Annotated in this window: 15 protein-coding genes; 7 read left to right on the top strand and 8 right to left on the bottom strand. The window is 55.0% G+C overall.

Going from position 1 to position 17498, the window contains the following annotated elements; genetic code table 11:
* Entirely contained in the window at positions 1-852 is an 852-nt protein-coding gene (locus K3T82_RS37975) for a helix-turn-helix transcriptional regulator (protein ID WP_220198710.1), read from the bottom strand.
* 88 nt (positions 853-940) lie between these two features.
* On the opposite strand from K3T82_RS37975, the gene K3T82_RS37970 reads away from it, so the two are divergent.
* On the top strand, positions 941-2728 hold the full coding sequence (locus K3T82_RS37970) for a glycoside hydrolase family 2 protein (RefSeq protein WP_220198709.1): 1788 nt from the start codon (positions 941-943) through the stop codon (positions 2726-2728).
* 466 nt (positions 2729-3194) lie between these two features.
* Here the strand turns inward: K3T82_RS37970 and K3T82_RS37965 are convergent, their stop codons facing one another.
* Together K3T82_RS37965 and K3T82_RS37960 are read right to left on the bottom strand one after the other, a co-directional pair.
* Positions 3195-3704, bottom strand: a complete 510-nt coding sequence (locus K3T82_RS37965) for a GyrI-like domain-containing protein (protein WP_220198708.1) — start codon at positions 3702-3704, stop codon at positions 3195-3197.
* A gap of 99 nt (positions 3705-3803) precedes the next feature.
* Complete coding sequence (locus tag K3T82_RS37960; RefSeq protein ID WP_220198707.1) at positions 3804-4643, bottom strand: MerR family transcriptional regulator; 840 nt, start codon at positions 4641-4643, stop codon at positions 3804-3806.
* Between the two features lie 413 nt (positions 4644-5056).
* Here K3T82_RS37960 and K3T82_RS37955 point away from each other — a divergent pair, with 413 nt between their 5' ends.
* The gene (locus K3T82_RS37955; protein WP_220198706.1) at positions 5057-6802 is read left to right on the top strand and encodes an LCP family protein; all 1746 of its coding nucleotides are present in this window, start codon (positions 5057-5059) and stop codon (positions 6800-6802) included.
* A gap of 279 nt (positions 6803-7081) precedes the next feature.
* Positions 7082-7618 carry a hypothetical protein gene (locus K3T82_RS37950; protein ID WP_220198705.1) on the top strand — a complete coding sequence of 179 codons (537 nt, stop codon included), beginning with the start codon at positions 7082-7084 and terminating at the stop codon, positions 7616-7618.
* A 402-nt stretch (positions 7619-8020) separates the two neighbouring features.
* Here K3T82_RS37950 and K3T82_RS37945 read toward each other — a convergent pair whose 3' ends face one another.
* Both K3T82_RS37945 and K3T82_RS37940 read right to left on the bottom strand, forming a co-directional pair.
* Positions 8021-8842 carry a phosphosulfolactate synthase gene (locus K3T82_RS37945; protein WP_220198704.1) on the bottom strand — a complete coding sequence of 274 codons (822 nt, stop codon included), beginning with the start codon at positions 8840-8842 and terminating at the stop codon, positions 8021-8023.
* Positions 8843-8922: 80 nt separating this feature from the next.
* On the bottom strand, positions 8923-10287 hold the full coding sequence (locus tag K3T82_RS37940; protein WP_220198703.1) for an MmgE/PrpD family protein: 1365 nt from the start codon (positions 10285-10287) through the stop codon (positions 8923-8925).
* A 515-nt stretch (positions 10288-10802) separates the two neighbouring features.
* Between K3T82_RS37940 and K3T82_RS37935 the strand changes: the two genes are divergently transcribed.
* Positions 10803-11723 carry a LysR family transcriptional regulator gene (locus K3T82_RS37935; RefSeq protein WP_220198702.1) on the top strand — a complete coding sequence of 307 codons (921 nt, stop codon included), beginning with the start codon at positions 10803-10805 and terminating at the stop codon, positions 11721-11723.
* On the opposite strand, the gene K3T82_RS37930 is transcribed toward K3T82_RS37935, so the two are convergent.
* Positions 11720-12934, bottom strand: a complete 1215-nt coding sequence (locus K3T82_RS37930; RefSeq protein WP_220198701.1) for a DUF885 domain-containing protein — start codon at positions 12932-12934, stop codon at positions 11720-11722. The genes K3T82_RS37935 and K3T82_RS37930 overlap by 4 nt on opposite strands.
* A gap of 416 nt (positions 12935-13350) precedes the next feature.
* On the opposite strand from K3T82_RS37930, the gene K3T82_RS37925 reads away from it, so the two are divergent.
* From K3T82_RS37925 to K3T82_RS37915, 3 genes are all read left to right on the top strand, one after another.
* On the top strand, positions 13351-13977 hold the full coding sequence (locus K3T82_RS37925) for a TetR/AcrR family transcriptional regulator (protein WP_220198700.1): 627 nt from the start codon (positions 13351-13353) through the stop codon (positions 13975-13977).
* Between the two features lie 56 nt (positions 13978-14033).
* The gene (locus K3T82_RS37920; protein WP_220198699.1) at positions 14034-14432 is read left to right on the top strand and encodes a nitroreductase family deazaflavin-dependent oxidoreductase; all 399 of its coding nucleotides are present in this window, start codon (positions 14034-14036) and stop codon (positions 14430-14432) included.
* 124 nt (positions 14433-14556) lie between these two features.
* Positions 14557-14967, top strand: a complete 411-nt coding sequence (locus K3T82_RS37915; RefSeq protein WP_220198698.1) for a TIGR03667 family PPOX class F420-dependent oxidoreductase — start codon at positions 14557-14559, stop codon at positions 14965-14967.
* 70 nt (positions 14968-15037) lie between these two features.
* Here the strand turns inward: K3T82_RS37915 and K3T82_RS37910 are convergent, their stop codons facing one another.
* Positions 15038-16378, bottom strand: coding sequence for an ABC transporter substrate-binding protein (locus tag K3T82_RS37910; protein ID WP_220198697.1), 1341 nt, complete (start codon positions 16376-16378; stop codon positions 15038-15040).
* 117 nt (positions 16379-16495) lie between these two features.
* Entirely contained in the window at positions 16496-17392 is an 897-nt protein-coding gene (locus tag K3T82_RS37905; RefSeq protein ID WP_220198696.1) for a carbohydrate ABC transporter permease, read from the bottom strand.
* Between the last annotated feature and the right edge of the window lie 106 nt (positions 17393-17498).

Genomic DNA, 17498 nt, shown 5'->3' with positions numbered 1-17498 from the left:
CTATCCCTTAGATTTTCGCATCTGGTCGCGGTACGCCGAGGGTGAGACCCCCGCCGCGCGTTTGAAGGCGGTGCTAAATGCGAAGGCATTGTGATAGCCAATGCGCATCGCGACCTGCTCCACGCTATAGGAGTCGCTGGAAAGCAGAGCCATAGCCCGGCGCATGCGTAAGAGGGTCAGATATTTCATCGGACTCTCACCAAGCTGTTGCAGACAGAGGCGGCGAAGCTGCTCACTACTAATACCAAGCTGGTTCGCCAGCGCTTCATTGCTCCAATCGTGACTGATATCCTGATTTACATGCTCCCAGAGTTGCTGCAAACGTCGCTCCTGGCGCTCCGGACCGATGATGCGCTGAGCATAGAGCGCGATCAGTTCAGCCCATTGCTGCATGGCCGCCGGTTCCGCCTGCCCGATATACTCACGATAGAGACCCGCGATCACGGCAGCGAGTGGCTGCGGGTCCACCTGGACCTGGCGCGTGCTCTCTCCCCCAATACTCGCCTGCTCAAGACTATCATCATACGCCACCCAGCACACACTCCACGGCCTCTCCTCAACAGCGCGGTAGGCGTGCGCGACCCCAGGTGGCGTGAGATAGGCCGTACCGGGCGGGCAGCGCTGCCACTCACCATCCACCAGAATCATGCCCCAACCCTCCAGGCAAAGGAGCAACTGACTATTGAACGGACGCGGACGCTCAAAACGGAAAGGCGGTCGCGCCTGCGACATTCCTACCAGTCCAATGCGATGCAGGCTCAAAGCCTGGCACGCCTGTTTGCCCACGATCTGCTCATGGGTATGAGATCCAACGATGTGGGTTTCACGAAGGTTTATTTGGGATTCACTCATGGACTCTTCTCTCATTTAGCTGTATCCTACCATACATGATAAACGATGCAGTTAGATTTCATATTTGATTTCACAAAGGAGAGATCTGATGAGTATACCTCGTCCCGAATATCCTCGCCCCCAATTTGTCCGCTCCGAATGGCTAAACCTCAATGGTGAATGGCAGTTCGAGATTGATGCCGGTGATAGCGGTCTCCAGCGCGGCCTGGTGCAGCGCGAATTGCAAGATCGCATTCTTGTTCCCTTCTGCCCCGAGTCCGAACTCTCTGGCATTGGCAACACGGATTTCATGCCCGCCGTCTGGTATCGCCGGACAGTCACCATTCCCGCTTCCTGGGGTGAGCAGCAGGTACTCCTACACTTCCAGGCAGTCGATTATGACACCACCGTCTGGGTCAATGGGAACGAGGTAGCACGCCATCGTGGAGGCTTTACACCCTTTAGCTGTGAGCTTCCTTCGGGACTGGCTGGTAGCGAAGTGACTATCGTCGTGCGCGCACGCGATACCGCGCAACCGCCCCAGGCGCGCGGCAAACAGTCTCAGCGCTATGAGAATCATGACTGCAACTACACACGCACAACCGGCATCTGGCAAACAGTCTGGCTTGAGCCCGTCTCCGCCGTCGCGCTCAAGCGCCCCCGCATTACACCGGACGTCGCCCAGAGTTGCTTCCACCTCACCCAGCCCCTGAGCGCTCTCGGCACAGGTCTTATCCTGCGCGCGCGCCTGAAAGATGACGAAGGTGAAATCTGCGTGGTGAGCGTACCCGCCGACCGCGATTTCGCTCCCAAGCTCACCCTCTCCATTCCCGAGGAGCGACGCCACCTCTGGTCCACCCAGTCGCCCTATCTCTATAATCTAGAGATCGAGATTCTTGACGGCGATGCCGTCGTGGACGCCGCGACCAGCTATGCCGGTCTGCGTAGCGTGACCATCGAAGGCAAGGCTATCAAGATCAATGATCAGATTGTATTCCAGCGCCTGGTGCTCGACCAGGGCTACTACCCGGATGGTATCATGACCGCGCCCAGCGATGAGGCCCTGGTAAATGATATTCAACTCGGCCTGGACGCTGGCTTCAACGGCGCGCGCCTCCACCAGAAGGTCTTTGAAGAGCGCTTCCTCTACCATGCCGACCGCCTTGGATACCTCGTCTGGGGCGAGTTCCCTGATTGGGGCAGTGGCGGCTACGGACGCGACGACGATCATCAGCAGCCCGGCGCGACCTACATTACACAGTGGCTAGAGGCTGTCGAACGCGACTACTCCCATCCTTCCATCATTGGCTGGTGCCCCCTGAACGAGACCTGGCAGGTCATGACCGACCGCACCACGGTCCTCGACGACGTTACACGTGGTATGTTCCTGGCGACGAAGGCGATGGATAGCACACGCCCGGTCCTCGATGCCTCCGGCTACAGTCACCGCGTCCCCGAGACCGATGTGTACGATAGCCATGACTATGAGCAAGACCCGGTCAAGTTCGCCGCCAACCATGCCGGAACCAGGGAGAACAAGCCCTTTATCAACCGCCACAACGGACGAGAAATCTCGCTTCCATACCGCAACCAGCCCTACTTCGTTAGTGAGTTTGGTGGTATCTGGTGGAACGCCGAGAGCGATCCGAGCAAGGATAGCTGGGGTTATGGTGTCGCGCCAAAATCCCTCGACGAGTTCTATGCTCGCTTCAAGGGCCTCTGTGACGCTCTTCTAGATGATCCCTCCATGTTCGGTTACTGCTACACTCAGCTTACCGACGTCTACCAGGAGCAGAACGGCATCTACACCTTTGACCGTAAAATGAAGTTCGACATGCAGCGTATCAGCGACATCCAGACACGCACCGCTGCCATCGAACAAGTATCCCAGGGTTGATGCTATAGTTTGAACCTCAGGGTACACAAAATAGCGGAAGTGCTCCAGCAATATCGCTGGAGCACTTCCGCTTAGATGAGGCGTATCTAGCTACCCCGCTATACAAGCGGCGTGTAGCATGCTATCTCTGTTTGATCCTTAAGGGACCCAATTCAGTGGAACCCAGTTCAATGGAACCCAATTAAATGGATTAAACATACGTTTTCCCTTTCTGATTCTGTGAAATCATTTCCTTAAGATCACCATTTGCGATCTTCATACAGTATGTAAATTTAGCGAGCCAATTTGTGACAATTTTTCCACTTAATTCCGCCCAATTTGGTCCTATTTTCGTGAATAGCTTCTACGTTGACTCTCTCGTGTGCTCTCTCTATTAACAACTACGACGCTTTATATGCAGACGCAGCGCTCGCTAAAGCGCTGCGTCTATGTATGGTGGTGAGATTATGCCTTCTATATAGCAGGCTTAGTGGGTGGGCTCGTCTGCGATGCGGATGGCGACCTCAGTATCCCATTTGGAGGGGTCTGGTTCATCAGCGGGATCGGTAATCTCACTCTCGTAGCGCGAGACGAAGCCATCTCCGCCTTCAGCTTCAAAGGTGTCCCACTTGAGGCCATGTTCCGCGCCCCAATCGAGGAGCATCCCATTTCCCTTTATACCATTCTCTATGCCCGTGAAGATGAGCGAGGCATAGCGGCCTGCCGGGAGCACACCAGCGCGTACACGCTCATCGTCTGGAATGGGGCCAGCGACAGGTACGCCCAACTCGATATCCAATTTGGTCTCCATATTGATAACATGATAGCGAATAAAGGGCGCTCCTGCTGGCGGCACACCCTGCTGCTTCAGCCAGGTATAGACCTCTGTATGCAGTCTGGGGATGAGGCCATTCCCCATCTCCTGTAAACTTGCCATAGTTCGAATACCAACATAGTGTGTATCAGGGCGCTCGTCTATCTTTGGCTCCGTAAACATATTGCTACTCCTTGCATTTGTTTTGTCAGGCCCCTCGCCACCTGCGGCGGCTCGCCCGGTTCCAGGCGAAGCGCTTTAGCGCTGAGAAGTCATACAATCTCAACTGACCTTCTCGACAGGGTATTGAATTTCGGTAACATAGGTAGGATCGTCCAGGTGAATTGGGGCTTTGTTATAAAGGTACACTTCGCGGTCAGGACCCACGATCCGGTATCCGTTAGCCTCGATCCATACTAAGACCGCTGTATGCGCGTCGCCAATCGTGTTGTAAGAGCCATGATGGACGGTCGAGGCCATCGTGGCGGCGGGAAGTTCGTGGACACGCATCCGTCCACGTTCCGGTACGCGACAACGCAGGAGAAACGCGGCGGCCCCATCTACATCTCGCTCTTTGAATTCAGTGTCATACCAGAGGACCATTGTTTGTCCGCCCTGACCCGGATTGGGGCCAAGTGCTTTGGCTACGTGTGGGCAAATGGCGTCATAGACCTCACCGAACAGTGAACCGCTCGCGCTGTGGTTTGGGAGAATGGCTCGTACCGAGGCCACCAGTAGCGGCTCCACCGGCTTCAATATCACGTCATAGGTGGCTATCTGCTCCTCTCGTTCAATATAGCCTAAGCGCATCTCTACCTCGCCTAGTTGGGCCTGCATTTCAGCTATCTGTTGCCCTATCTGCGCGTGGCGCAGGCGCAGCATACCGCGCATCTGCTCCGGGGTGAGCCCTTCGGACAGCACGGCAGCTATTTGTTCCAGCGAGAAACCAAGCCCTTTCAAGGCCAGAATGCGGTGCATCTTTGGAAGTTGGCTAGCGGCGTAATAGCGGTAGCCAGTTACCGTGTCCACCTCAACGGGCTTGAGCAAGCCAACCTGATCGTAGTAGCGCAGGGTGGGTACTGAAACCTGCACTAACTTTGAGAACTCGCCAATCTTGATCATCTCTGCCTGCCTTCCCTCAATCCCTCTGTGCTGCCCAAAGTATAAACTATCAAGTAACTTGAGAGTCAAGACATTTGTTCCACCATTTTAAAGCTCGCAAGCTTCTACCGATTCAGGAAGTATTGGAGAAATGACACTGGTACTGACCGAAAGGTCCTGCTTTGCCACGTTCCGTAAAGAAAGCGAGATGATTTTCGCGGTGCCAACGATATCATGTATATATATCGGCATATGCCTTAAAGACAAAGCAATGAATTTACATAAATGCTTATGCCGGTGAATGCGAGCAAGAGTACAACGGAATGTGGTAAGATGGAGTACCTCAAGCAACTGGCGTATTTGTACGTGTGGAGAGGGTTGAGGCTAGAGGAGGTTGTTCGTGTGCTCACAATATGTATGGAGGTGCAAGTTGAATGCAACGCCAGTTTAAGCACTTACGGCCGCATACACAAAAGCTACCAGAGAACGATCAGGATCAGAGTCAGGATGTGGTGACGCTTGATAAGAGTGCTCAGCCTAATGCTCAACCGTTAGCACCTGGCGCTCGACCCAGGATTACCGCGCAACTCAACCCGAACCCAGCCCCAGGTCCGGGTGGGCAGCCAGGTCCTGGTATACCTCCGGGCGTGAACGCGCGCTCCGCCCCGGATATCTCAACCGTTAACACGTTCCCATCAATACCGCAGACTCCGCCATTAGGGCCTCCGCGTGGGCAACAACCGCCTATGAATAGTGGTGCGCCCCAGATGCCCAGTACGCTACCGCAGACTCCGCGACCTGTCTTCCCGCCTGTCATGCCCGGCGAGCTTCCGCGTACACCACCACCGCCTGTCCAACCTCCTTCTGGCGGGAAGGGGCCGCGTAAAAAGCGTCGTTTCCCCATCTGGGCTCGCATACTCGTTGGCATCCTGGTCCTACTGCTACTTGTGCTGACACCCGGCGTCTGGTACTACGAGACGCATCTGGCCTCGTCCATTGAGCAGATTACCGGCCAGATGCCAACGGAGTTCGGTACGAATGGCTCACATAGCGATACGAGCAACAATGGCGACATCCTGAGCGGTGGGCGCGTGAATATCCTCCTGCTCGGTAGCGATACCGATGGCAAAAACACTGCCCCTCTGGCACAGACCGATATTGTGGTCACCATCGATCCCGCGACCAATTATGTTGGTATGCTCTCCATTCCACGCGATATGCGCGTCGTCATTCCTGGTTATGGGCAAGGCAAAATGGACGCCGCCTTCTCTACCGGTTATGCCAATGGTCATAACGGTCAACATGCCAAAGATCCACACCTGGATGGCGTCGGTCTGGCAATCGCTACGGTAGAGCAGAACTTTAACATTCATATCAACGACTACGCCTGGGTCGGCCTGGATGGCTTCGTCAAGGTCGTAGATACCGCTGGTGGAGTAGACATTGATGCCCTGCACCCGATGGTCGACGATACATATCCTAACGATGTGAATAACAAGGACGTCAAGAGCTATAAGCGCCTCAACATCGCACCGGGTCCGCAGCATATGAACGGTGTGGAGGCCCTTGAGTATGTGCGCACACGCCACTCGGATATGGGAGGCGACTTTGGGCGCTCAGTTCGACAACAGCAACTTCTGAGCGCGCTCAAGGCTAAGATACAGGGCGTGGACGTAGTCACCAAGGTCCCTGAATATCTGTCTGACCTCAAGGGCCACCTGCTGACAAGTATGGATAGTGCCTCAATCATCAAGCTAGCGAACTACGCGCGCGACCTCGATACAACGAGCATCCATCGCTTAGTCCTCAGCCCGCCCTATTCCAACGAGATTCAGGACGGTTCGGGTGACTTCATGCCCATCTGTGAGAAGATCGCGCCCGATCTACAATATATGTTTGGGAATGATGCCTCCTGCCCTATCATTACTGGTATGACGCCCACTCCATCGGCGACAACCACATATGCCAGCCTGCCTGCCAAAGAGGCGGCCAACCCAAGCGTCCAGCAATTGACACATTCGGCAAGTGTTCCATTTATCCCCACAACAGCCAGTATCGTCGCGCCTATGCAGGTCACGATAGGTAATCTGGACCTCGCACAAAGCCTGCGAGATCCCCTTGGGGTCAACAGCATGCTCGACCTGCTCTTCATGGTCACCTGCGAAGACCTCAAGCCCTAACCCGGCAAAAAAGTGAGTATGTGGCTGATTGCTGCCACATACTCACTCTCTCTTCAAATTGTGAAATACCTCACAAATTTACAACCTACTATCTATAAAGAATACTGGCGTCTTGCATTTTAACAGCTAAGATGCTACACTCAGAATATCGTTATTAGCTCTCTTGCCAGCGCGTCTACCATTTAGTATCGACGTTGCGGAAGGGACTTTGACGGTTCTGCCGAAAGGAGCACGCCATTAGGATGCTCCTCCCTACGAGACCCTACGGAAGGGGTTCTCATGCAGTACTTCGAAGGAGCTCTCGGTGTTCTCGCCGCGCTCATCGTGATCGGTGGTGCGGGCTACGTGACCCGGGAGAAGATCGTCGACCGGTACGGGAAGCAGCTCACCGCCTTCGCCGTCAAGCACCTGGGCATCGAGCGCTTCCTGGGCGCCATCCCGCGGTACGTCATGGGGGAAGACCTGGTGAACATGAGTCTCACCAACGGCCACATCTCCGCCACGCACGTGGCGAACGCGGCCCTGGACGCGCTCTCCCCCGAGATGCAGCGGAACGTCTTCTTCCGCCGGTTCGCGTCCTCGGACGTGGCGGTGGAGGCCCTGCGGGACCTCTCCACGTCGGACGGCGCGCGAGTCGCCCTGGACGTCTTCGGCATCGAGACGCTGGTGGAGGTCTCCGCCGCGGACGCCGTGGTCGCCAACACGGCCGCCACCGAGGCCCTGATGAGGGCCCAGGAGCGTGCCGGCGTGGCCGCCAGGACTGCCGGCAGGCGGGAGGGCGCCCTCCAGGCGCTCACCGCCAGCGACAACCAGTAGACCCCCTCCCTTCGGAGGGATCGTGCAGGACCCCGCCCGCGTCGCGCGGGCGGGCGGACGGATGGAGTGCGGTGCGGACCCCGAGTCGGGGGCCGCACCCGCACCCCCTCCGCGTCACACCTTCACCTCTGGAGGCCGCTGCTAAAGCGACGCGGCTACATATGAGATCCCCTCCTGTATTAAGTGAGAGCGCCTATTGAAGGCAATTCTGAATTCAAAGAACCATCACTCCTCAGAAATGCCCATATATGTAGCCGCGTCGCTTCAGCAGCGGCTTCCCCTCGATAAACTAGCCCTTCCCCAGATGTAGCCACGTTGAATAGGACTTCTCGACATGTATGAAGTAGGAATGAAAAGGAAGCGCCTGGGAAGCACACTCCCCAGGCGCTTTTACTTCAATTCTTATCCTTTATAGGTCAGGACTCGGCCCCACAGGCTCTTGGTTCCCCAGATGCCCGCGCGTAAGCACTCAAGCTGAACGATCTGGCTATGGTCCACGAAGACATTTACTTCGGGCCCGTAATTTTTGATATACCAGGCAAAGACTTCTGGGTCCGCAGCCTCGAACATGACCTTCTCCAGGCCGAGCGCGCCAATGATCTTGGCTGCCGCGTCGGTGCGCCAGGTCTTGACGTTCTCCGTAATACCCTCGGACTCAATCATAATCATGTAGGCTCCGGCATCAAGGAAGCGCTTCGCTTGCCCGATGGCCCAATCTACATCGCGCGTCCCCTCGGACTCAAGCTCCTCCGCCGCACTCGCGCCTCCCGCGCCAAACTGGATACCAACCTCTGGCTTGGCCTTTAGCCCGGCTTTCTGGACCTTCTCAATCAGTCGCAGCCAGTCATCGACCGGGATGGTGATGAAGCCACTTGAGATTTCAAGGATGTCGAAGCCGACATTGTGGCACTCCTCAATGTAGCGGTTGACAACATCGAGTCCCTGAGTCAGCGCGTGCTCGATGAAGCCTCCCGTCGAGACCTGTACATTGTAGCTATGGGCCAGATCAATGATCTCTCGGAGTTGCTTCTCTGGCATGAGTGTAAAGGAGCCACCCGCGAACTTGAGCGAATCAACATATTCGCCCATCGTCTCTAAGACATCCTCCAGGTAGCGTTTGCCCATCGGCGTATAGTATGGTCCTCGGATTTCGGTAATGCCACGGGTACGAGGCTTGCCCTCACGCTCGTTCATACGTATAAATGGAAATGCTCGCTCGCTCATGATCTGGTTTCTCCTTCTTAATATATGCTTGGGTTCCCATTGGTGGGAGGTTATATGTAGGCTTCAGCTTGCGGCATGCCCTAGCCACCAAGTTCGCTTAGCAGCTTTGTTAAATCCTCAACCTGCTTTGTTTCAAGGTGGGCGATAGCATCAATGATGCCCTGGCGGCAGGTGGCGGAGGCGTAGGGAGCGGCGAGGCGCTCAAATTTAGCAACGGCCTGCTCCCAGGACATCGGTCGAGCGTGGAAGCCCTCGAAGTCCCGCTTCTCCGTACGCAGCGTCCGACCATCTTTGAGCGTGATCGTTATTCGGCAGGGCATCTCAACGGGGAAGCGCTCGCTCAGGGTGTCATCTGGCTGGATCACTACCTTGCGTAACAGGCTTTGTACGTCCTCGCGCGTGATGCGCTCAGGCGCGTACTGCGCCGGGGAGACCTCGCCATCCAGCAGGGCTACCGCTACCATGTAGGGCAAGCTGTGATCGGCCTCTTCCTTGGTGCGTACCGCTTGCTTATCGCCCTCTTCCCCTCCCCCGATGATATGGTAGGCCACATCAAAGATGTCGATTCCCACGCGTTCAATGTCTTCTGGCTGTATCTGGTGTGTCGTGCATAGTTCCAGGATACCTTCAAGCGCGGACTGTGAATGGAACTCCGCGTTATAGCGCTTGACGCTGGTCCGCCTGACGGCCTCAAGGTTCTCCTGCAACCAGTCAAGCTCAAAGTGGCCGGTGATGGCATCCATCAGACCCTTGTTGCCCTCAAATACCTCCATTGGACCAGTTATGCCATACATAGCGAGGAAGGCAGCGTGGGTCGCGCCCAGGGCTGTGTTGGGATAGGCCAGCCCCTTCCAGTTAGAGAGGCTTCCAGTGCGGGTGACACGCAGGGCATTGTAAGCGGTTCCACTGATGGCAATGGCGTTCGCGACCTCTTTCTCATCGAGCCCAAGCGCTCTGCCCACGCCAGCCGCTACCGCGTATGCTCCCTGTGTAGTGTGGTCAAAGCCATGTGCTCGGACCGGGGCCACATCCGAGAGGCGGCATTGTACCTGGTATGCCAGCGCCAGAGCGGTCAGTAACTCTTTGCCGTCCCGATGCGCGTACTCGCTGGCAGCCAGGACGGCTCCCAGGTTATCGCTAGGATGACAGGTCTCATTCTTAGCAATGTAGCTATCGTTGTAGTCCAGATAGCGAACAAGAGCCGAGTTATAGAATGCCGCGCGGTCCGGAGCGGTTCGCCCACCGCCAATGAGCGTGACCAGGGGACGACCCCCAAAGTCATCGATCTGGGTGCGAAGAGCCTTGATAGGCGGGCCGTCAAGCGCGCCAATGGCGCAGCCAAGCGCATCGAGAATGCGAATCTTGAGTTGTTGGCGTGCCTCTTCCGAGAGATCCTCGTATCTCGCACGCACGACAAATTCAGCCAGTTGCTCAACCTGGGTCATAGCTCTCTCATTTCCACTCCAGCGAGGAGTCCTTCAATGTATGTCTGAATTCAAAAAGCGGATTGCGCATTCCGCGTCACGACTGGCACCAGAGTGATCACAGCCTCAGTATAAGCCAGACAAGTTGATGCGTCCAACATCTATTTGATATACTTATGATCTCAATATGAGATCAACTAGTATTGAGGCGAGGAAGTGAAGTGGAGACGTAGAGGAACATGCGCAGGGAGAGCCCGATATGTAGGCGTTCAGCTTTAGCGAACGCTTTATACCCTACCGTGGCGAGACGGCGCAGGGAGAGCCCGATATATAGGCGTTCAGCTTTAGCGAACGCTTTATACCCTACCGTGGCGAGACGGCGCAGGCTGAAGCTCTGCGCCTACATATGTTTCTTCGCACCGCATGAAGCAGGGAGTGCAGAGGGGCTGACGCCCCTCTGCGTACTACTTTCCCCTTCGCCGCCTGCGGCGGCGAACCTTAGCAGAGATACAACCTATAAAGAGAGAAAAACAAAAATGGAAATGCACCAGCTTACCTATTTTCTGGCGGCGGCGCAGACGCAGAACTTTCGTAAGGCGGCGGAACTGTCTCTGGTCGCGCAATCGGCATTAAGCCGCCAGATAGCGACCCTGGAAGAGGAGTTGGGGGTAGAGCTTTTCGAGCGCAAGAAGAAGCGTGTCACGCTCACAGCAGCGGGTCAAGATTTCGCGCGCCACGTTCGCAACGCCCTGGAACAGCTACAGGAGGGTCAGCAGGAGCTTTCCGAGCTTCGAGGCGGGCATCGCGGGACGCTCCTGCTGGGTTGCATAGAATCTCTGGCAAGTGCCTTCCTGCCTGAGCTCTTCGCGAACTTCCACCAACACTATCCCCACGTACGCTTAAAGGTGCGCGTGAACCATACAGACGAGTTAATTACGTCTGTTGAGCAGGGAGAGATTGAACTTGGTTTTATCCTCGATCCCAAGCTACAATCCGAACTCCTCATTACAAAAGAGCTCTTTCGCCAACCGCTTCACCTGCTGGTCTCGATCCGCCATCCACTGGCTCAGACCAACAAGTCGGCGGTGACACTGGAGCGGATAGCACACGAGCCCTTTCTGTTGCTGGACGAGACCTCCCGCATGGGACAGATTACGCAGCGCATTTTTGCCCAGCGAGGGCTACGGATGCGCCCACTCGTCGAAATCGAATCGGTCGAGGGCTTGAAGGAGATGGTGCGGCAAGACATCGGCGTCACGCTGACACTTCCCGCCCTGATCCGACCATCTCAAGTTGACCATGATCTGGTCCTGCTCCCCATTGCCGATCTTCCCGAGGAGTTTATCTTTGCCCTGGTCTATCGTCGGGTAGGCTCTATCTCGCGTGTGGCGCGCGAATTCATCAACACCATTGCGCGAGACACACATGACAAGTTCTCGTCCGTTGTTAGCTCTTAAAGCTCTCTCATGCTGAGATCGGAAGGCAACACCTGCTGCGTAAGCACTTGCCGCAAGCGTTCCTGGCGTTGAGGGCCTTGCAGGTATGGCTCTAGCAAACGGCGACCATGAAAATAGGTGAAGATATAGGTATCATGGAAGGGGCGCTGCATTGAGGCAAGCTCACGGCGTGCCGCCTCTTCACTCATGGGTCTATAGCGCATAAGGTAATCTAGCGCTTCCGCAGGTGAGCGTCCTTCTCTCAAAAGCCAGGCCGCGTTACACGAAACCCCGTATAGGAGGTCATTGGCGCGGTGGATCTTCGTCAAATCACTCGTATCAGGGTCTATACCCGCCTCTGGATAGATATGTTCCGCCAGCCATTGTTGCGCCTCTCCTGGTGCGAAGAGCATTTCATGGGCGAGGAGGGCAATGCCCTCGCTTAACACTAACTGCGGCGTGTACAGAAAACACACGCGCTGCTCAAGATAACCTCGCTCTTGGATCAGGGCATCATCTTTCAGCATGGCTTCCGCGAGGTGGCCGGGATAGCCTTCATGGCAGAGAACATAGAAGAGGTCTGAGAGGGGGAAGGGAACCTGGGGGTTGAGGTGGACGCGCCCACGATGTTCTCCCAGATAACAGGCTACAGCCCTCACAGGCTGGTCATGGATAACCTGAATCCCGGTCTGCTCATCGGCTGGCAGCGAGATGAGAGCCCGTGTGCGCCGTCGAGCCTCATCCAGGGCTCGCTGAAGGAAAGAGGGTAACAGGTGCGCTTTCTCCGGTGGCAAGGTTACGGACGCTCTCCAGCGCCGCAAGCGCTCGGCTATGTCGCCGCTTCCAGGCAGGGCCTCATCGTAGAGAGTGTATGCCTCCTCAAATGAACTCTCAGGCAACCACTCGATCTGAAGATCAAAGCAGCGCTCTAACTCCTCCTGTAATGTAAAGCGCTCGCCTCGCAGGCGCAGAGCAACCGTTTCAAGCGCGCGTACTTGCTTTGCTAAATACCGCTCGCGATGAGCTTCAAAGCCTTGCTGAGATAGACTCGCGCTCAACTCCTGTGCGTGTTGTGCCAGCACATCCGCTGGCTGAACGGGCTCATGCCGCACCTGTTCATACCATTCCGGTGGCTGATATTCCTCAAGAGATTCGTAATTTGTATGCTCATCAATTGTCTTCTGTAGCCTCAGTGCCAGTACGGTGTAGTCTCGTAACCAGTTATTACTCAAAGCGTTCTCATCCTTTCTCGCTCATTAGCAATAAAGCAATTAGATTGCTAATCACCAATGTAGCATATTCTCCACAAGAATACTAGCGGTCAATGCCTGTATTTGCTAGCAGATATTATTCCCATCTGCTAGCTCGTATATGAGCATAAGGGTGCGCATCACGTTGAGGTTGGGTGTGGTTTGGGGCGTGAGGGTCAGGTGATACACGTCATGTACATTCGAGATCACCCTCATGAACAAAATCCCCATCTTCATCATATGTAGCCGCGTCCCTTCAGCAGCGGCTTTACCTAATGCTTTCCCTTCCACTGTAAGCCCATATGTAGCCGCGTCGCTTCAGCAGCGGCACTTGACAAAAATTCGTTTTTCTTCCATAATCGTAACGTACCGTACGTTACGATTATGGAAGGGGAAGTATGGAATCACAACTCAACAAGCGTGCTCAGCAGACGCGAGAGCGGTTGCGTGCCGCCGCCCATCGGCTATTTCTTCAACAGGGCTATTTAGCGACGAGCATCGAGGCCATTCTGGCGGAGGCTGGTATCGCTTCTAAGGAGACGCTCTATCGCTACTATGCCAACAAAGAGGCGCTCTTTGTTGATGTCCTGAAACATTTGACGATGGAGCAGCCGGGCTTCTCTGAGAAGCTCGCTAACTTACCCGCCCCCCATGATCTACCATCACTTCGCCAGGGGCTACTGAGCCTCTCGCGTGAGATCGTCACTATGGTCACTCAGCCAGGATATCTCCCTCTGGTGCGGATGATCCTCGCCGAGTCTTCGCGTTTTCCCCAGCTTGGCTCGCTCTTCTTTTCGACTGTCACCCAGAAGGGTCTCTCTCTCATTACGGGCTTGCTCGCAGCGGCAAAGGAGCAAAAGCTGATCGCGGACATTGATGTAGAGGTGGTGGCATATACGTTACTAGGCGGGCTGCTTACGACTAGCGTTCTGGGGCTGGTTTTTGGCGGGGAGGGAGCCTCCTCAATGGTCAGTAGTCGCGCCGACGCGGTGGTTGAGATCATTATGCGCGCGTTGGCACCGTAAAAATAAGCTGTCATTATAGTTCTCTATGCTCCTGCATGATTCAAGGAGGAACGATTATGAGTAAGGATAACAAGGGGTTAAGAAATTTCGTTAAGCGTTTCGTCAATCCGGTCTTGCGTAATCTGGCCCGTGGGAGCCGTGGTCCGTTCGCGCTTTTGCGCCATGTTGGTCGGCGTAGCGGAAAGACGTATGAGATTCCAATTATGGTCTGGCAAGTAAGCGATGGCTTTATCATCGCCCTGACCTATGGCCCGCAGGTGGATTGGTTGCGTAATCTGCGCGCCGCCGAACAAGGGAGCCTGCGCTGGCACAAGCGAGAATATGTATTCCAGAAACCGGAATTCGTTGATGCTCAAACGGCTCTGTCGGCGTTCCCATCCTTCATTCGGCAAGTACTCAGCCGTTTGGGGACCCATGAATTCGTCAAGCTTACCACCGTACCAACTGGTGTATAGCAGAGAAACCGCGCTCAAAGCGAGACGGCCCAATATGTAGGCGCAGAATTTTTCTCTTGACTCTCAGGTAAGGCGAGAGTGTACGCTCTCAACAACATCTTTGTTGAGGTAAGGAAGGAGATTTATGTCTGTAGTTCTACAATCACATGTGGAAGAACGGCTTCGTACTAATAAGATGGCCTGGCTTACCACTGTTCGCCCTGATGGGCGTCCACATACTGTACCTGTATGGTTTCTCTGGGAAGGCGCGACGCTTCTGATCTGGAGCAAACCGCATACTCGGAAGATCGCAAATTTATGCCAGAATCCCTCTGTGACGCTGGCGCTCGATGACACACAAAATGGTTTTGATGTCGTGGTACTTGAAGGGACCGCCAAATTGCTTGGAAAGGGAGAGGGAAGTGAGGCTGTGCGAGCCTATGGCGAGAAATACCATGAGGGGCTGCAAAGGATAGGCGTTCCCGCCGAAGCATTTGTTATGCTGTATTCGCAACCGATACGTATCACCCCTACCCGCGCCTTCACTGGTCAATAAGGATACGCAAATATAAAGGGAGTGCTGGTTTCCGTGAAAACCAGCACTCCCTTCCTTCTTTACGGGGGGACTAATCAAGCTTGAATGGACAATATTGTTGCATCTGAGGTTGCAGGCGTTGATAGACCTGCTGTAGTGCCACTTCGGGAGTTGAGGTGCCAAGCAGGACAGAAGATTGGGCCGCGTCCATGGCATCTGAGTATTGAGCGCCGATAGGAAGGGGTGGACGGCTCTCGGAGAACTTCATCATGTCAGCGAAGAATTTCTGATTGCCCTGAATGAGGCTGGTATCGTTCAGCAAAGATTGCCACGTTGGGAGGTGGCTGGTGACCTTGGTATAGATGGCCTGCCCTTTGGGGCCAGTCATATACTTCATAAATTTCCAGCCGCCAACCGTGTTAGGCGCGCCCTCTGGCATGACCAGTGAGAAGCCACCCGACCATGTGAAGGGGCGATCTCCCTTGTGTAAGACTGGCAGGTACGTGATGCCATAGTTCAGTTGGGGAGCATACTGCTGAATGCTCGACAGCGTCCAGTTGCCGTCAACCGACATGCCCAGGTGACCCGTAAACATGGGCGTCTGACTGGGGGGAGCGTTGGGGGGCTGGTAAGTCGCTAAGAAGGTATCTACCTTGCCATAATTAAGATCCTTGCTCCACTGCTGGAAGTATTTGAACGCCGTTGAGAAGCCCGACTCGGTAGGCGTGACCTGACAGGTTTGCTCATTATAGAATTTGGCTGAGAAGTCCAGGCCCCAGGTAGCATGGAAACCCTGTCCGGACCAGGGGATCAGCCCCAACTCGGTATAGTTCCCCTTCGCGTCCATCTTGTTCATCTTCTTGGCGATTTCCATCACCTCGTCGATAGACATGGGGCCGTTCGAGGGATCAAGGATCGCTGGATCAATACCCGCTGCCTTCAGAAGGTCCTTGTTATAGTACATCGCACGCGCATCGGTATCCATTGGCAGACCATAGGGATGCTGCCGGTACGAAGCCTCCTTCCAGGCGAAGGGCAGGTAATTGCTTCCCAGCGTTCCACCATCTTGGTCGACATATGACTGGAGATCTGACAAGAGGCCAATAGCCGCGTACTGGCTTACAGTGAAGCGGTCAACCAGATAGACATCGGGGGGTGTACCACCGCGAACCGCCGTGATAAGGGCTGTCGCGTCACCTGTGGAGGGAGACGGCTTACTGACCAGACGCACATGGTAGCCGGGGTTCTCCTGCTCAAAGCCAGCGATAATCTGTTTTTCTGCTGAGATATCAATGTCATCGTTGACCGAGGTCCAGAAGACGACCTCATGGGGGTCGCTCTGCCCGAACCCACACGCGGAAAACGCCACGGAGAAGAGTAGCAGCAGCAGGAAGACCGCGCCGCCCTTAAGTATATAGCGCTGGACAAGCATAAAATGACTCCTTTTTGCACAAAGTAGTAAAGCAGTGGTCAGAAGTCTTGAGCTTCTTCATATGTAAGCGCGGCTCAAGCGTTCCGCGTACTGCTATAGGTAATAGCGGCATAAGTCCTAGCGGATGCTGCCCAACGTAACGCCACGGATAAAGAAGCGCTGGAAGACAAAGAAGAGGATCGTTACGGGCAAGATGACCAGTACGGAAGCCCCCATCAAGAGGTTGAACTGGATATCGTGCGTCGAACGGAAGGCTTGCAGGCCAATCGAAAGCGTCTGCAAAGCGTCATCTTGCAGATAGATCAGTGGTCCCATGAAGTCATTCCAGGCTCCAATCGCGGCGAAGATGCCAACCGCTGCCAGGGCTGGTCTTGCCATAGGCGCGACCACCTGCCAGAGGATGCGCCATTCGCTAGCACCATCGATACGGGCGGCGTCCAGCAAATCGCGAGGAATCTGGAGCAGGAATTGGCGTAGCATAAAGGTGTAGAAGGCACTGGCAAAGAACGAGGGTACGACCAGGGGAAGATAGGTATTGATCCAGTGGAGCCAGGCGAACATATCAAACTGGGGAATAATCGCCAGGGGGAAGGGAATGAAGATGGTGGCTAAGACGAGGTAGAAGACCAGATCGCGTCCTCGCCATTCAATGCAGGAGAAGCCATAGGCAACGATCAAGTTTGAAACCAGGGCACCCACTACGGCGAGCGCGGTAATCAGGACGGAGTTTACGAAGTAGCTCGCGAAAGGGATCGTCTGAAAGGCCTTGGCAAAGTTATCCCATTGCCAGCTTTGAGGAAGGATCGTCGGTGGAACCTGTGCCAGTTCCGGATTCGATTTAAGTGCCGTTACGATCATCCAGTAGAACGGGATCAGGAAGATTAGCGACATAACAATCAGGAAGAAACGCGTCACGCCCAGATCAATCATTTTACGCGTGGCAAGCATGCGTTTGCGCTGCTCAATGGCGCGTTCGCGCTGCTCAAATTCTGGTGTGCTCAAGGCTGCCTTCATAAATTACTCTCCTTATTCCTTATCCGGAAACCTGAGCGCGCCAGCGCTAGCCGCGCTAGCGGCGCCGTGCCCTCGAATGAGGGTTGGTTTTCGCATAAGAACTTAT

It is taken from the genome of Ktedonospora formicarum, assembly GCF_016587355.1.
GTDB classification, from domain to species: Bacteria; Chloroflexota; Ktedonobacteria; order Ktedonobacterales; family Ktedonobacteraceae; genus Ktedonobacter; species Ktedonobacter formicarum.
This window is presented reverse-complemented; position numbering and strand designations above follow the sequence as displayed.

Bases quoted from the DNA above. Each gene is read 5' to 3' on its own strand.
- K3T82_RS37975 (WP_220198710.1), bottom strand. From the start codon at position 852: ATGAGTGAATCCCAAATAAACCTTCGTGAAACCCACATCGTTGGATCT.
- K3T82_RS37970 (WP_220198709.1), top strand. From the start codon at position 941: ATGAGTATACCTCGTCCCGAATATCCTCGCCCCCAATTTGTCCGCTCC.
- K3T82_RS37965 (WP_220198708.1), bottom strand. From the start codon at position 3,704: ATGTTTACGGAGCCAAAGATAGACGAGCGCCCTGATACACACTATGTT.
- K3T82_RS37960 (WP_220198707.1), bottom strand. From the start codon at position 4,643: ATGATCAAGATTGGCGAGTTCTCAAAGTTAGTGCAGGTTTCAGTACCC.
- K3T82_RS37955 (WP_220198706.1), top strand. From the start codon at position 5,057: ATGCAACGCCAGTTTAAGCACTTACGGCCGCATACACAAAAGCTACCA.
- K3T82_RS37950 (WP_220198705.1), top strand. From the start codon at position 7,082: ATGCAGTACTTCGAAGGAGCTCTCGGTGTTCTCGCCGCGCTCATCGTG.
- K3T82_RS37945 (WP_220198704.1), bottom strand. From the start codon at position 8,842: ATGAGCGAGCGAGCATTTCCATTTATACGTATGAACGAGCGTGAGGGC.
- K3T82_RS37940 (WP_220198703.1), bottom strand. From the start codon at position 10,287: ATGACCCAGGTTGAGCAACTGGCTGAATTTGTCGTGCGTGCGAGATAC.
- K3T82_RS37935 (WP_220198702.1), top strand. From the start codon at position 10,803: ATGGAAATGCACCAGCTTACCTATTTTCTGGCGGCGGCGCAGACGCAG.
- K3T82_RS37925 (WP_220198700.1), top strand. From the start codon at position 13,351: ATGGAATCACAACTCAACAAGCGTGCTCAGCAGACGCGAGAGCGGTTG.
- K3T82_RS37920 (WP_220198699.1), top strand. From the start codon at position 14,034: ATGAGTAAGGATAACAAGGGGTTAAGAAATTTCGTTAAGCGTTTCGTC.
- K3T82_RS37915 (WP_220198698.1), top strand. From the start codon at position 14,557: ATGTCTGTAGTTCTACAATCACATGTGGAAGAACGGCTTCGTACTAAT.
- K3T82_RS37910 (WP_220198697.1), bottom strand. From the start codon at position 16,378: ATGCTTGTCCAGCGCTATATACTTAAGGGCGGCGCGGTCTTCCTGCTG.
- K3T82_RS37905 (WP_220198696.1), bottom strand. From the start codon at position 17,392: ATGAAGGCAGCCTTGAGCACACCAGAATTTGAGCAGCGCGAACGCGCC.